At 60.1% G+C, this 13,929-nt stretch carries 14 protein-coding genes; 4 read left to right on the forward strand and 10 right to left on the reverse strand.

Annotation, left to right across the window (positions count from 1 at the left end; translation table 11 throughout):
* Window positions 1–36: 36 nt before the first annotated feature.
* The 6 genes from B4F27_RS05490 to guaA form a co-directional block, all read right to left on the reverse strand.
* On the reverse strand, window positions 37–999 hold the full coding sequence (locus tag B4F27_RS05490) for an alpha/beta fold hydrolase (protein WP_286759085.1): 963 nt from the start codon (window positions 997–999) through the stop codon (window positions 37–39).
* 1 nt (window position 1,000) lies between these two features.
* Window positions 1,001–1,933, reverse strand: a complete 933-nt coding sequence (metA, locus tag B4F27_RS05495) for a homoserine O-acetyltransferase MetA (RefSeq protein WP_005853468.1) — start codon at window positions 1,931–1,933, stop codon at window positions 1,001–1,003.
* Between the two features lie 83 nt (window positions 1,934–2,016).
* Window positions 2,017–2,871, reverse strand: a complete 855-nt coding sequence (locus B4F27_RS05500) for an ATPase (protein ID WP_286759086.1) — start codon at window positions 2,869–2,871, stop codon at window positions 2,017–2,019.
* A 161-nt stretch (window positions 2,872–3,032) separates the two neighbouring features.
* Window positions 3,033–4,133 (reverse strand): OmpP1/FadL family transporter, encoded by a 1,101-nt coding sequence (locus tag B4F27_RS05505; protein WP_286759087.1) that lies wholly within the window; start codon window positions 4,131–4,133, stop codon window positions 3,033–3,035.
* Between the two features lie 164 nt (window positions 4,134–4,297).
* Window positions 4,298–5,161 (reverse strand): DMT family transporter, encoded by an 864-nt coding sequence (locus B4F27_RS05510; RefSeq protein WP_286759088.1) that lies wholly within the window; start codon window positions 5,159–5,161, stop codon window positions 4,298–4,300.
* 73 nt (window positions 5,162–5,234) lie between these two features.
* Entirely contained in the window at window positions 5,235–6,797 is a 1,563-nt protein-coding gene (guaA, locus tag B4F27_RS05515; protein ID WP_005853474.1) for a glutamine-hydrolyzing GMP synthase, read from the reverse strand.
* Between the two features lie 200 nt (window positions 6,798–6,997).
* On the opposite strand from guaA, the gene B4F27_RS05520 reads away from it, so the two are divergent.
* A complete protein-coding gene (locus B4F27_RS05520; protein ID WP_037944248.1) occupies window positions 6,998–8,536 on the forward strand; it encodes a trimethylamine methyltransferase family protein in 1,539 nt (512 codons plus the stop codon).
* On the opposite strand, the gene B4F27_RS05525 is transcribed toward B4F27_RS05520, so the two are convergent.
* Complete coding sequence (locus B4F27_RS05525; RefSeq protein ID WP_286759089.1) at window positions 8,529–8,828, reverse strand: DUF6477 family protein; 300 nt, start codon at window positions 8,826–8,828, stop codon at window positions 8,529–8,531. The genes B4F27_RS05520 and B4F27_RS05525 overlap by 8 nt on opposite strands.
* A 243-nt stretch (window positions 8,829–9,071) precedes the next feature.
* Between B4F27_RS05525 and B4F27_RS05530 the strand changes: the two genes are divergently transcribed.
* A complete protein-coding gene (locus tag B4F27_RS05530) occupies window positions 9,072–10,166 on the forward strand; it encodes a DUF6456 domain-containing protein (protein ID WP_286759090.1) in 1,095 nt (364 codons plus the stop codon).
* Window positions 10,167–10,280: 114 nt separating this feature from the next.
* Window positions 10,281–11,228 (forward strand): lipoyl synthase, encoded by a 948-nt coding sequence (gene lipA, locus B4F27_RS05535; protein WP_005853478.1) that lies wholly within the window; start codon window positions 10,281–10,283, stop codon window positions 11,226–11,228.
* A gap of 103 nt (window positions 11,229–11,331) precedes the next feature.
* On the opposite strand, the gene B4F27_RS05540 is transcribed toward lipA, so the two are convergent.
* Both B4F27_RS05540 and hpt read right to left on the reverse strand, forming a co-directional pair.
* Window positions 11,332–11,505, reverse strand: a complete 174-nt coding sequence (locus B4F27_RS05540; protein WP_286759091.1) for a hypothetical protein — start codon at window positions 11,503–11,505, stop codon at window positions 11,332–11,334.
* Window positions 11,502–12,038, reverse strand: a complete 537-nt coding sequence (hpt, locus tag B4F27_RS05545) for a hypoxanthine phosphoribosyltransferase (protein WP_005853480.1) — start codon at window positions 12,036–12,038, stop codon at window positions 11,502–11,504. Before hpt ends, B4F27_RS05540 begins: the two co-directional genes overlap by 4 nt.
* A 67-nt stretch (window positions 12,039–12,105) precedes the next feature.
* Between hpt and B4F27_RS05550 the strand changes: the two genes are divergently transcribed.
* Complete coding sequence (locus B4F27_RS05550) at window positions 12,106–12,561, forward strand: type II toxin-antitoxin system RatA family toxin (RefSeq protein ID WP_074634939.1); 456 nt, start codon at window positions 12,106–12,108, stop codon at window positions 12,559–12,561.
* 52 nt (window positions 12,562–12,613) lie between these two features.
* On the opposite strand, the gene B4F27_RS05555 is transcribed toward B4F27_RS05550, so the two are convergent.
* Window positions 12,614–13,795 carry an ammonium transporter gene (locus B4F27_RS05555; protein WP_286759092.1) on the reverse strand — a complete coding sequence of 394 codons (1,182 nt, stop codon included), beginning with the start codon at window positions 13,793–13,795 and terminating at the stop codon, window positions 12,614–12,616.
* Between the last annotated feature and the right edge of the window lie 134 nt (window positions 13,796–13,929).

Consider the following 13,929-nt stretch of genomic DNA (forward strand, 5'->3'; position numbering starts at 1 on the left):
ATCCTGTTCACCCTAACTTATGGAGCGTTCTGCCCCCTAGCGCAAACCCGCACGTGTCGCTGCGCGGTCAATGACGGCGATGACGTCGGGTTGGGTCACATGTTGTGGCATATGGCCGATGCCGGGCAGGGTGGTCAGCACCGCGTCGGGCAGTTGCGGCGTGGCGATTGCCGCGTGGACATCCAGCGGGACGATGGTGTCTGCGGTGCCGTGGATCAGCTCGACCGGCATGGTCAGCGTATCATATTTCGGGACCATCTTCTTGATCTCGGGCAGCAGCGTGTTCACCTGTTGGGCATTGGCGCGCATTGACATCCGGCGCAGGGACAGGCCGGTGCCGATGTGGTCACTATAGCCGTCAGGCGCGGCTTGCGGGGCAAAGATCGCGCCGACGCTGGCGCGCACAAATCCCTGCGGCACAAAGGCGGTGACCAGCGGGATCACAATACCCGACCCGAAGGCAGAACCAGTGATCTTGTACTGCCAGCCAAGGTCACCTTCCCACGGCTCGGACACGGCGGATACGAGCACCAGCGCCGCCGTGTCATCGGGCCGCGACAGCCCCCACGCCAGCGCCACCGCGCCGCCATAGCTGTGCCCCAGGACGATCGGGTTGCTCACCCCAAGCCGGTCCGCTGCCTTTTGCAACAGCGCGGCCTGTTCATGTGGTGTGGCCGCAGTGGCATTCCATGCGCCCGCGTGTTGGGGCAAATTGTCGGTCCAGCCGAGCCCCGGACGGTCGAACAGGATAACGCGGTAGCGGTCGCTCAGCTGGTCCACCATATCAAAGGTGAAATCCCGCATATTTCCTGAAGCCCCGTGGATCAGCACCAGATCCGGCCCGCTGCCCTGCACCTTGGCATGGACCTTCACGCCGTCGATATCGATCAGCTCGCCAATCGGCGGGTAGGCGGCGTTGGCCGCAGCCTCACGCGCGCTGGCCCGCCAGTGCACCACGATCACCAAGCCCAGGGCGACCAGCGTCAGGATCAACAGCATGCTACGTCCCAAAATTGCTGCGACCGATGTCGTTCAGATCGTAGTGGGTGGTCTGGTAGATCTCGTTGATCCAGTTGCCGTAGAGCAGATGCGCGTGGCTGCGCCAGCGGTTCAGCGGGACCTGGGCAGGGTCATCATCGGGGTAATAGTTGCAGGGCACGTTGATCGGCGTGCCTTGGGCAACATCGCGGTCATATTCGTCCTTCAATGTGTCGCGGTCGTATTCTAGGTGATTGAAGATATAAAGCGCCCGATGCCCTGCATCTTCGACCAGACAGGGGCCGACCTCCTTGCTGCCGAGCAAGGTGGTCAGGCTGGGCACGGCGTCGACCTCTGCCGCGCGCATTTCGGTCCAACGGCTGACCGGCACCACCAGATCATCCGAGAACCCGCGCAAATAGGGCGACGACGGTTCAAGGTTGCTGTGGCGGAAGCAGCCGAATGCTTTTTCTTCCAACAGATGCTTTTTGATACCGTGGAAGTAATTGATCATCGCCATGCCACCCCAGCACACGCCGAAGGTCGAATGGACATTGGTCTGGGTCCAGTCAAAGACGCGGGTAAGCTCTTCCCAATAGGTGACGTCGTCAAAGTCCAGATGCTCTATCGGGGCACCGGTGATGATCAGCCCATCGAATTTCTCGTGGGTGACTTCCTCGAACGGGCGGTAAAAGCTTTCAAGGTGATCTGCGGCCGTATTGCGCGACTGGTGGTCGGACATGCGGATCAGGCTGAATTCGATCTGCAAGGGCGTGGCCCCGATCAGCCGCGCGAACTGGTTTTCTGTCTGGATTTTTTTCGGCATCAGGTTCAGCAAGGCAATGCGCAAAGGCCGGATGTCCTGACGCGCCGCCATTTCCTCATCCAGCACCATGACACCTTCGCGCGTCAGCACGTCATAGGCAGGCAGGTCGGAAGGCAGTTTAATCGGCATGTCAGTATTCCACGTCTAGGGGCTCAGGTCTTGCATCATCTGCGCCGGATTTAGATAAGCGCCCGCGCAGAGGGCGCCAAGGGTCACGCGCTTAACGTCCCCGCGATCAGGTCGTTGAAATCATCCTCGGATTTGAGCCCGGCCACCTGATCGGCAGTCACGGTCACCCCCCATCGCGACATCGCCTCGTAGCGCGGCTGTCGGTGGGCAAGCGCTTGGGCGTAGGTCCAGCGGATAAAGGCATCCGGATCGACATCATCCTCTTTGCAGTTGTTTTCGCTCAGATATTCCTGCCACACCCGCAGCAGGAACTCGGGCTGGTAGGCCATCGGCTTGGGGGCTTTGTCAAAGCGGCGGATCAGCTCTTGAGTGTGGGCATCGTCGCCCTTGATCCAGACCGGCAGACATTCCGCCGACAGGGTTTGCATCAGCGGATCATTGTCGTCATCGGGGTCCACCCATTCACAGATCGAGCCGCCGGTGTCACAGATGAAATGCGGATACCCATAGAGCGCCTGCGCACGGCGGGCGAAATGGCCGGTGTCGCGCAGGGCCGCGATCTCTGCCTGTTTGAACGCTTCCTGTCGCGACGCATATTCCGCCATCGGCAAGCCACCCTTGGCCGCATCGCCGGGCTTGCCCAGCCAGGTCGCCACGGGAGAGAGATTATCAAAGGTGATGTTTGACCCGATGTAGATGCTATCGCTCAGCAGAAGATCCCGCAGGAAGGGCACCTTCATCGCTTCGGCCTTGGCGTTGTCGGCGATGGTTTCACCCAAGTATCGCGTGCCGATCCGGTAGTCGATGGAGTAGTGGAACCACCCCCCAGATTGCCGCAGCAGATGCGCCATATGCGTCTTGCCCAGACCCGACATGCCAAAGACCAGCACATGTTTATGCGGCGCGGCACGCCACGCATCGGCGGAGGGGTAAAGCATGGGTCGTCATCCTTGGAACGTCTTGTTTCGCAATGAGTAGCCTAGCCTGTGCCCAGACACCAGCCGCGAGCTATCGGCCACGAGACGTCAGACATCGCGCCCCCATGAAAAAGCCCGCCACATTGCTGGGGCGGGCTGATAGAGCGTTGCTGTGGTAGGGCTTAGAAGTTGTAGCCGAATTTAACCCCGACAGAGACTGCAGAGTTGTCTTCGAAGTTTGCCTGCGGCGTATTCAGTGTGGTTGCCCGCGCATCGCCAAGCTCGGTATAGCGCACGCCCAAGCTCACGTCGAACTGGCTTGTCGCCTGATATTTAGCGCCCAAGGACACATACCGCGCACCATCGGTTGGCGCGAGCGGAGAGACTTGATCGTCACCGTTCGCTCGCTGGTATCCGATCGCAATCGAGCCAGACCACTGGTCGTTGAAGCGACGGCCGACGCCAATTTCATAATCGGTGGAATCTTCGATTGACGTCAGGCTCGCACCGCGTGTCAGAACGTTAAAGACGTCTGGTGATACGATGGTATCGGAATAGCGTGCGTAGCGGATCGAACCGAAAACGAGCGTATCAGCCGCGACCCCGGTTTGAAATTCCAGGTTGAGACTTTCGGGCGTCTCGACTTCGGTGTCTGTGCGTCCTGCTGGGTTGATGGGGGCACCGTTGCTGGTTTCCAACGTCGACAAATCATGTGTAATTTTCGAGTTATACGTCAGCGCAACGCGCATCGCGATGTCCGGCTTTTCAAATGCCGCACCGATTACATATCCGACGGCACCGTCAGAATCGAAGTCTGCACGATACCCGCTGAGCGGCCCGTATCCTGCACCTTGCAGCGCAACAGTCGCATCGACTTCTTGATAGCGCAGACCGCCGTGCATGCTGAAAGAATCGTTAAACTTGTACCGCGCCAAAGCGGTAATCGCGAAGCTGTCCACAGTCGCCTGGGTTCCACCATAGGACGGGGAACTTGGTACTGCGGGGTACAAAACGTCGGACCCGAATGGTTCATCAACGACAACAGCAAAGGACAGCTGATCGGAATACTGATACTTAAGACCGCCGCCAATGACATTGAAATCTTGGGCAATATTGCCTGTATCGCCACCACCGCGCACATCGGTGCCGTCAATAGAAGGCGAGACGCGGCCAAAGCTGAATTCGAAACGGTTGCCATCTTCGAACAGAATGCCGATGTCTTGGCCAGAACGATCCAACCCCCCCGCGTGCAACGTGGATGCGCTGCCCAACAGGGCCGCCATTGCGATTACTCGATACGTCATCTCTAAATACTCCTCCCCAGAAGCGATGCAGCCACAACACGCAGCCACATTTTATACAGCAACTGAACGGCAGGGTGCGTCAATCTGTCAATTCTTGACCAAGGGGAAGTCTGCGCCCCTATGCCAGAACTGTTGCAGTTTCGTTACGAAACGCGGCGGGATTCGATCCAGAGGTTCATGTAGTTGCCGGCAAAGATAATCGCGCCGCCGATGAAAACCCAGATATCCAGGGCCTCGGCATAGACCAGCATTCCGATGACGGCGATCAGGGGCAGGCGGACAAAGTCGATCGGGACGACCACTGTCGCAGGCGCAATGGACAAGGCGTTGGTCAGACAGAAGTGCGCCATAAGCCCTGCGACACCGATCAGCAACAACAGCGGCATCTGTGTTACCTCGGGCACCGCGATATCCCCGTCGTAACCGGCCATGATCACGCCAAAAACCAGTTGCGTCACGGTCAGGTAGAACAGGATACAGGTGATCGTCTGGCTGCGCGTCAGCCGCTTGGTCAGCATGATCGTCAGCGCAAAGAAAATCGCCGAGGACGCCGCCGTGATCACGCCGGCATTCAGCCCGGCAATCGTCGGACGGGCAACACAAAGGATGCCGATAAATCCAAGAACCGCCGCCAATGCCCGCACCTTGGTAAGCCGTTCGCCCAAAATCAGGGGCGACAGGACAATCACCCAAAGCGGAGAAGTGAATTCAAGCGCAAAGACCTGCGCGAGCGGGATCACGGTAACCGCGTAGAACCACAGATTCTGTCCGGTGAAATGCGCCAGATTGCGCCCGATCTGCGTGCCGAAATCGCGCCGGTTGATCTGCCCCCAGGTCCCGTAAACGGTCGCGAGCGTAAACACAGCGATCACGCCCACCAGTGACCGGTACATCATGATCTCGAACGTATCGAGGCTGCCGCCAAGCTCGCGCCCGGCAACGGCCATCGCAGAGAAAGACGTGATCGACCCCATCATCCACAAAGCCGCCCTTAGCGTCGGGGTCATGGTCTCTCTTCCAAATGGAAAAAAATCCCCGCCGGAGGCATCTTTGTCATGCGGCCGATCACAGCCATTCAGATCATTCCCATTCAATCGTGCCGGGAGGTTTCGACGTGATGTCATAGGTTACCCGGTTGATGCCCGGAATTTCGTTGATGATCCGCGTTGCGGTCTCGCCCAGGAATTCATGGGTGAACGGATAGTAATCCGCCGTCATCCCATCGACCGAGGTGACGGCCCGCAGGGCACAGGCAAAATCATAGGTCCGCCCGTCGCCCATCACACCCACGGTGCGAACAGGCAGGATCGCCACAAAGGCTTGCCAGATTTCATCGTAAAGCCCGTGCTTGCGGATCTGGTCGATATAGACCGCGTCCGCCTCGCGCAGGATGTCGAGCTTTTCGCGGGTGATCTCGCCGGGGCAGCGGATGGCGAGGCCGGGGCCGGGGAAGGGGTGGCGGCCGATAAACGACGGCGGCAGACCCAGCTCGCGGCCAAGCTCGCGCACCTCGTCCTTGAAAAGTTCGCGCAGCGGCTCGACCAGCTTGAGGCCCATCTTTTCGGGCAAACCGCCCACGTTGTGGTGCGATTTGATTGTCACCGACGGCCCGCCGGAAAAGGACACCGATTCAATGACATCGGGGTACAACGTGCCCTGTGCGAGGAAGGTGGCATCGCCGACTTCCTTGGCGTGCTTCTGGAACACGTCGATGAAAAGTTTGCCGATGATCTTGCGCTTGGTTTCGGGGTCGGACACGCCATCCAGCTCGCCCAGGAACAGTTCCTGTTCGTCTGCGTGGATCAGCGGCATGTTGTAGTTGTCACGGAACATGGTGACGACCTCTTCGGCCTCGCCCTTGCGCAGCAGACCGTGGTCGACAAAGACGCAGGTAAGCTGGTCCCCAATCGCTTCGTGGATCAGCACGGCCGCGACCGAGGAATCGACCCCGCCGGACAGACCGCAGATGACCTTTTGATCACCGACCTGCTCGCGGATCGCGGCGATGGCCTCGTCGCGGTAGGCGCTCATTGTCCAGTCGCCCTTGAAACCCGCGAGACGCACAAAGTTTTCGTACAGGCGCGCGCCATTGGGGGTGTGGTGCACTTCGGGGTGGAACTGGACGGCATAGAAATTGCGCGACACATCGCCGGTGACCGCGAAAGGCGCGTGGGGCGAGGTGCCGTAGACTTCGAAGCCGGGGGCGATCGCGCTGACGTGATCGCCGTGGCTCATCCAGACTTGCTCTTTCTCGGTGAGGAACCATCCTTCCAACAGCTCAAGACGGGCCTCGGAGGGGGTCACATAGGCGCGCCCGAATTCAGCGGTGCCGTGACCGCGTTCAACCTTGCCGCCAAGGCAATGCATCATGACCTGTTGGCCGTAGCAGATGCCAAGGATCGGTACCCCAAGCTCGAACACCGATTGCGGTGGCATGGGCGCACCTTCGGCGAAGACCGAGGACGGCCCCCCCGACAGGATCACCGCCTTGGGCGCAAAATCCTTGAGAAAGGCATCATCCACCGTGTTGAACGGGTGGATTTCGCAGAACACATTAAGTTCACGCAAACGGCGGGCGATCAGCTGGGTGACCTGGCTGCCGAAGTCGATGATGAGAAGGCGGTCATGGGAGATATCTGTCATGCAGACTGATTATGGGCGGATGGCCTGCGTGGCAAGAGTGGAGTGGGGGCCAGCCCCCAGACCCCCGGAGTTTATTTTGGCAAAATGAAGGGGGCGGCGGATCATGATGTCGGTTTTTGACCGCTAAGGCCGTAAACCGCGTAAAGGCCGCTGCGTGAATGGGGTAGCTAGGCGTCAGTTTTGGCGGAAAGGAAGACCTCATGGCGGAATCAGCAAGACGCGGGCGCGGTGGTGGCGGTGCGGCACGTCGGGCGGCACGCTCGGCTGTGTCCTTCGAGACAGCGAAATACATCGAACGCAACATTCCCAACTACGAGGTGCTGACCGAAGAGGCGCTGCAGATCATCGAGTATAACGCCGATACGGTGCTGGAAGAGATCGGCGTGAACTTTCCCGACAACCCCGAGGCGCTGGCGCTGTGGCGCGCGGCCGGGGCGGATGTGACCGGCGACCGCGTGCGTATCCCCCGCGGGCTGGCGCGCGAGCTGTGCAAGACCGCGCCGTCGCAGTTCACCCAACACGCGCGCAACCCCGCGCGCAACGTCGAGATCGGCGGGCGCAATCTGGTGTTGGCCCCGGTCTATGGCCCGCCCTTCGTGCGCGACACCGCCGGGGGCCGTCGCTATGCCACGATGGAAGATTTCAACAAATTCGTGAAGCTTGGCTATATGTCCAAGTGGTTGCACCATTCCGGCGGCACCGTCTGTGAGCCCACCGATGTGCCCGTCAACAAGCGCCATCTGGACATGCTCCATGCGCATATGACGCTGAGCGATAAACCCTTCATGGGATCCGTCACGGAACCGAGCCGCGCGCAGGATTCCGTGGACATGTGCAAGATCCTGTTCGGGGCGGATTTCGTCGACCAGAACACGGTGATGACGTCGCTGGTGAACATCAACTCGCCCATGACGTTTGATGATGTGATGATGGGCGCGCTGAAGGTCTTTGCCGAGAACAATCAGGCGTCGATCATTTCGCCCTTTATCGTTGGCGGCGCGATGGCACCGGTATCCGTGGCAGGGACATTGACGCAGGTCCTGGCCGAGGTCATGGCGGGCATCGCCTATAGCCAGCTGATCCGTAAGGGCGCGCCGGTGATTTTCGGGGCCTTTGTGACCTCGATCGACATGAACTCGGGTGCGCCGACCTTTGGCACGCCGGAGGCCGCGCATATCACCTATGGGGCGGGGCAGTTGGCGCGGCGGATGAACCTGCCATTCCGGTCCTCGGGTTCGTTCTGCGGGTCAAAACTGCCCGACGCGCAAGCAGCCTATGAGACGGCGAACAGTCTGAACATGGGGCTTTTGTCGGGGGTGAACTTTATGCTCCACGCCTGTGGCTGGCTCGAAGGGGGGCTTGTCGCCTCGTTCGAGAAATTTGTGATGGATGCCGATCAGCTGGGCGCGTTGCACCATTTGGCGCGCGGTGTAGAGATTGACGAAAACGCGCAAGCGCTGGATGCGATCCGCGAGGTTGGTCCGGGCGGGCATTATCTGGGATGCGCGCACACACAGGCCAACTTTAAGGAAGCCTTCTGGAAATCCGATCTGCTGGACTACAAGCCATTTGAAACATGGTCAGATGAGGGCGCGCGCGATACCCAGTCGCTGGCGGCGGCGCGGGTCGAAAAGCTGTTGGGCGACTATGTGCAACCGCCTATGGACCCCGAGACGCGTGCGGCGCTGGATGCCTTTGTCGCGGAACGCAAGGCGGCGGAGCCTGACAGCTTTATGTAGCCGCATCTCGCAGAGTTTCGCGCAAGATCGCGGCCTCGGCAATGAGGGCGATCATCACCTCTATATGACGGACCAGGTTATAGCCTGCGTCCGTCTTTTTACGTCTGGCGTTCAGGTCTGCCTCTATATCGATCAGCTGCACCAGCACCACGGCGCTGCGCGATGGGGGCGCTTTCCCCAGTATCCGTCGCAGGGCCGGGCCGCGGCGATAAGTGCGGGCCCCGATGGAGCCTGCCTGCACCAATATGGCGGGACGGCGAATACCGCGAAGACGCGCTAGAATATCTTGCATAAAATCAAATCCTTGCTGACTGCGGCTGCATGCAAACGCATGGCCGCTCATGGGCAGGATTTCACGCAGGATACTGGTGTTGCTCGCGCAGCGGGGTCAGCGTGCGTCGCGGTTACGACTGTTTACCCATTGGAAACAATTATGGGTTGTATCGGTAAATATTAACAAATCCATAACCAATTAACCTTTTGGTATTGTGGATAAGGCTGTGGATAACCGCGCCGCCTGAAGAAAGGAGACCGCATGACCCAAGTTTTGAATACGCCGCCGGACCGACGTGGATTGCCCGGATGGGTGCCGGATGCCGCGCGGCATTATGTGTCGCATGTGGAGATGGGCCAGCCGATCCGGGCGCTGGCGCGATCAGCTGAGTGTCACGCCTCTACCATCCTGCGCCAGATCCGGCGGCTGGAAACGCGGCGCGATGATCCGCTGGTGGACGACGCCCTTGATCTGCTGGGGCAGGTCAGCCGTTTTGAAACCCACCCTCTGCAGGAGCCCGCCGCGATGAATGACACCTCACACCCCATGATGCCCGATGATGAAACCCTGAAAAGCGAGGCGCAGCGCATCTTGCGGCGCTTGTGCGAAACCGGTGCGCTGCTGGCGGTCGCAGCCGAGATGGACAACGCCGTTGTCGTGCGCAGTGGTCCGAATGGCGCGCAGACGCGGACTGCCGTGGTGGACCGCTGTGTCGCGCAGGCGATGGCGCTTAACGGCTGGATCGCAACCGATGGCGAGGGGCGCATCCTGCGCTATCACATCACCGCGGCCGGACGGCATGCGCTGGAAGAGATGCTGGGGCAGGGGGCACAGGACGGTTTTGCCGAAGCCCAAAGCAGCTTTGCCCCTGCGCCGCCGCTGCCAGAGGGGGCGCGGCAGAAGACAGCGCGGCGCTTGCGCTACACGCTGGCAGAAAGCCCGTTGGCCGCGCTCGCCCGCAGACGCGACGCAAAAGGCGCGCCGTTCCTGTCCGACAGTCTCGTCCAAGCCGGAGAGCGCCTGCGCGAGGATTTTGAACTGGCGCAAATGGGCGAGGCGGTGACGCAGAACTGGGACCGGTTTTTGGCACCGGGCGGGCAGGGCGACAGCGTCAGCTTTGAAGGCAGCGCACCTTCTGCGGCCCGGGCACGGGTGGGATCGGCGCTGGCGGATCTGGGACCGGGTCTGTCGGATATTGTGCTGCGGTGCTGCTGCTATCTGGAAGGGCTGGAAACCACGGAAAAGCGCCTAGGCTGGTCCGCGCGGTCGGGAAAGATCGTGCTGCGTATCGCCCTGATGCGGCTGCGCAAACACTATGCGGAAACGCTTGGCCCCGGGAGCGCTATGATCGGCTAGGCGGCGAATCCAGATCGGCGCGTACCGCATGGCTGCCCCGCAGGTGACAACTGCCTCTTTCATGCGCCGCGCGAACCGACTACATAAGGGGCGTATTCCAAACGGAGCCTGATCATGCGAGACCTGAAAATCCCCGAGCAGCGCCACCCTGAAAAGGCCCGACGCCCCGACAATCCACAGCCGAAAAAGCCGTCGTGGATCCGGGTGAAGGCGCCGGGTGGCAAAGGCTATGCGGATACCGCAAAGATCATGCGCGAGAACAAGCTGGTAACGGTCTGCGAAGAAGCCGGCTGCCCGAATGTGGGCGAATGCTGGTCGCAGGGCCATGCCACCATGATGATCATGGGGGAGGTCTGCACCCGCGCCTGTACCTTCTGCAACATCGCGACAGGGCGCCCACCGGAAGCGCTGGACATCTTTGAACCCGGGCGTGTGGCCGACGCGGTGTCCAAACTGGGGCTGAACCACGTGGTAATCACCAGCGTGGACCGCGACGACATCGAAGACGGCGGGGCAGAGCATTTTGCCCAGACCATCCGCGCCGTGCGCAAACGGTCCCCGGGCACCACGATCGAAATCCTGACCCCCGATTTCATCCGCTGCGATCCCAAAGTGTTGGAAACCGTGGTCGAAGCGCGGCCAGACGTGTTTAACCACAATCTGGAAACAGTGCCCGGCCTCTACCCCGAGGTCCGCCCCGGGGCGCGGTATTTCCATTCGCTCCGCCTGTTGCAGCGGGTCAAAGAGCTTGATCCGACGATGTTTACCAAATCCGGCATCATGGTCGGTCTGGGCGAGGATCGTCAGTCGGTTATGCAGGTCATGGAAGACATGCGCGCGGCGGACATCGATTTTCTGACCATCGGGCAATACCTGCAGCCGACACCAAAGCACCACGCGGTGGACCGCTTTGTGCACCCCGATGAATTCGCCGCCTATGAAAAATCGGCCTATGGCAAAGGGTTCTTGATGGTCTCTGCGACGCCTCTCACGCGGTCGAGCTACCACGCAGGGGATGACTTTGCGCGGCTGCAGGCGGCGCGGTTGGCCAAGCTGGGGTAACTGTGTTGCATTGAGTTTGAGGGGCGTTGTCCTTCAAGCTCACGCGGTACAATGAGGGGCGCTGCCCCTCAAACTCCCCGGGATTTACATCCATTTGGAAAGGTTAGAACGGGTTATTGATCCGTTGGGTCGTGGCCCATTCGGGCCAGTAGCCAAAGTATTCTGCGGCAAAGATCAGCGCGCCGGCCAGGACCACAGCAAAGACGAATTTGACGCGGCCCGCCGAGGGCGGGTGCTGCACCCACCGTTTCATCCGCATCAGCCAAGCGACGTTCATGTAAAACGGACCTTGCCGATAAAGGGCTGGTTGCGGTCGCGCTGTGCGAAATCGATGCCGTAGCCCACAACAAATTCATCGGGAATTTCAAAGCCGATCCAATCGGCCTTCATGTCCACCTCGCGGCGGCTGGGTTTGTCGAGCAGGGCAATGGTTTTCAGCCGTGCGGGTTCGCGCGACATCAGTAGATTGCGCACGTGATGCAGGGTGTGGCCCGTATCGACGATATCTTCGACGACCAACACATCGCGCCCTTCGATTGCGCCGCGCAAGTCTTTGAGGATACGTACTTCTCTGCTGCTTTCCATACCATCGCCATAGCTGGAGGCCTCGAGGAAATCGACCTCGATCGGGAGGTCAAGCTCGCGCACCAGATCGGCGATAAACACGAAAGATCCGCGCAGCAGCCCCACCACTGTCAGCTTTTCGGTGCCGGCGAATTCGCTTTGGATTTCGCGGCAGAGAGTTTCGATCCGCGCGGCGATTGCCTTGGCCGAGATCATTTCATCGATGACATAAGGTCGCGTCGTCATGGGTTTTACCTTGAAAAAGGGGGAGATAGGATTTCATAAGGGCTAACTTCATGACAGATGGAAATCAATGCCTACCCATTCAGAGACCCGCGAACTGCCCTACACCGCCCAACAGATGTATGATCTGGTGGCCGATGTGGCGTCATACCCAGATTTTCTGCCCTGGACCGCCGCCGCGCGGATCAAAAGCCGTGAGGATAAGGGGGATCACGAGGTGATGGACGCCGATCTTGTCATCAGTTTCAAGGTGTTTCGCGAACGTTTCACCAGCCGCGTGGTGTTGTGGCCAGAGGCCAAGAAGATCGACACCGAATATCTGGATGGCCCGTTCAAATACATGAAATCGAACTGGGCGTTCGAGGACAATGGCGACGGCAGCTGCAAGGTGCATTTCTTCGTCGATTTCGAATTCAAGAACGCGATTTTGCAAAAGATCATCGGCGTCGTCTTTAACGAGGCGATGCAGCGGGTGGTGCGGGCGTTCGAGAAACGCGCGGCTGCTCTTTATGGGGCCGAGGCCTAGAAACAACAAAGGCCCCGATGCGGGGCCTTTGTGTGGGTCTGCGTTTTCCCGATCAGCTGCTTAGGTCATAGGCCCGCTCACCGTGGACGGATAGATCAAGCCCGTTGACCTCGACCTCTTTGCTGACACGCAGCGGGGTGATCGCCTTGCAGATCAGCACCAGCACCACGGTCACCACCGTGGTATAGACGCCAACAATCGCCAGCGACCCCAGTTGTGCGGCCCAGGATCCCGCCCCGAGGGCAGCGATCATGATGGTCCCAAAGATACCACCCACGCCGTGAACCGCGAATACGTCAAGCGTGTCGTCGATCTTGGCCTTGTTGCGGATCAAGACGACTGCTTCCTGGCACAGGATCCCGGCAACCGCGCCGATCAGCAGCGCCGCCCAAGGGCCGACGAAGCCCGACGCAGGCGTGATGGAGGCCAGTCCCGCGATGGTGCCTGTGACGATGCCGACCAACGATGCTTTGCCGAATTTGATCCGCTCCCACAGCGCCCAGGTGAGCGAGGCGGTGGCGGCAGAGATATGGGTCACCGTGATCGCCATCGCCGCACCACCGTCTGCGGCCAGTTGCGAGCCGCCGTTAAAGCCGAACCAGCCGACCCAGAGCATCGCCGCCCCGATCATCACGAAGCCCGGGTTATGTGGCGGGGTGTTGTGGTTGAGACGTGGACCAAGGAAGACCGCGAGGATCAGCGCCGCGAGGCCGGCTGTTTCATGCACCACGATTCCGCCCGCGAAATCGCGCACGCCGACCTCGCCAAAGATGCCGCCATCGGCCAGGAAACCGCCGCCCCAGACCCAATGCACCACGGGCGCATAGCACAGCAGCATCCAGAGACCCGAGAAGAGCATTACAAAGCCAAAGCCGATACGCTCCACATAGGCACCGACGATCAGCGCAGGCGTGATCACCGCGAATGTCATCTGGAAGGCGAAGAACAGAATCTCGGGCAGGGTGCCTGACAGGCTGTCAGCAGTGACTCCCGACAGGCCGATCTTGCCCAAGCCGCCCCAGAGGCCCGATGTGTCGGGACCAAAGGCGATGGAGTATCCGGCGAAGAACCACAGCACGCTCATCAGACAGGCGACGCCGTAGGTATGCATGAAAACGCTCAGCACGTTGCGGCTGCGCACCAGCCCGCCATAGAAGAGCGCGAGCCCCGGTAATGTCATGAACAGGACCAAGGCCGTGGCGGTCATGATCCAGGCCGTATCAGCTGCGTTCATCTTGGTTTCCTCCCGAAAGGTTTTTGATTGCAAACGGGTGAAACGGATGTGCGCGCGCGACAAAAGTTAAAATGTGGGCAAAGCCGGTGATTAAACGGGCATTTCTACATTCGCCACATATTTAGGCAGCAATT

It is taken from the genome of Sulfitobacter sp. UBA1132, assembly GCF_002311545.1.
In the GTDB taxonomy this organism is placed as follows: Bacteria; Pseudomonadota; Alphaproteobacteria; order Rhodobacterales; family Rhodobacteraceae; genus Sulfitobacter; species Sulfitobacter pontiacus.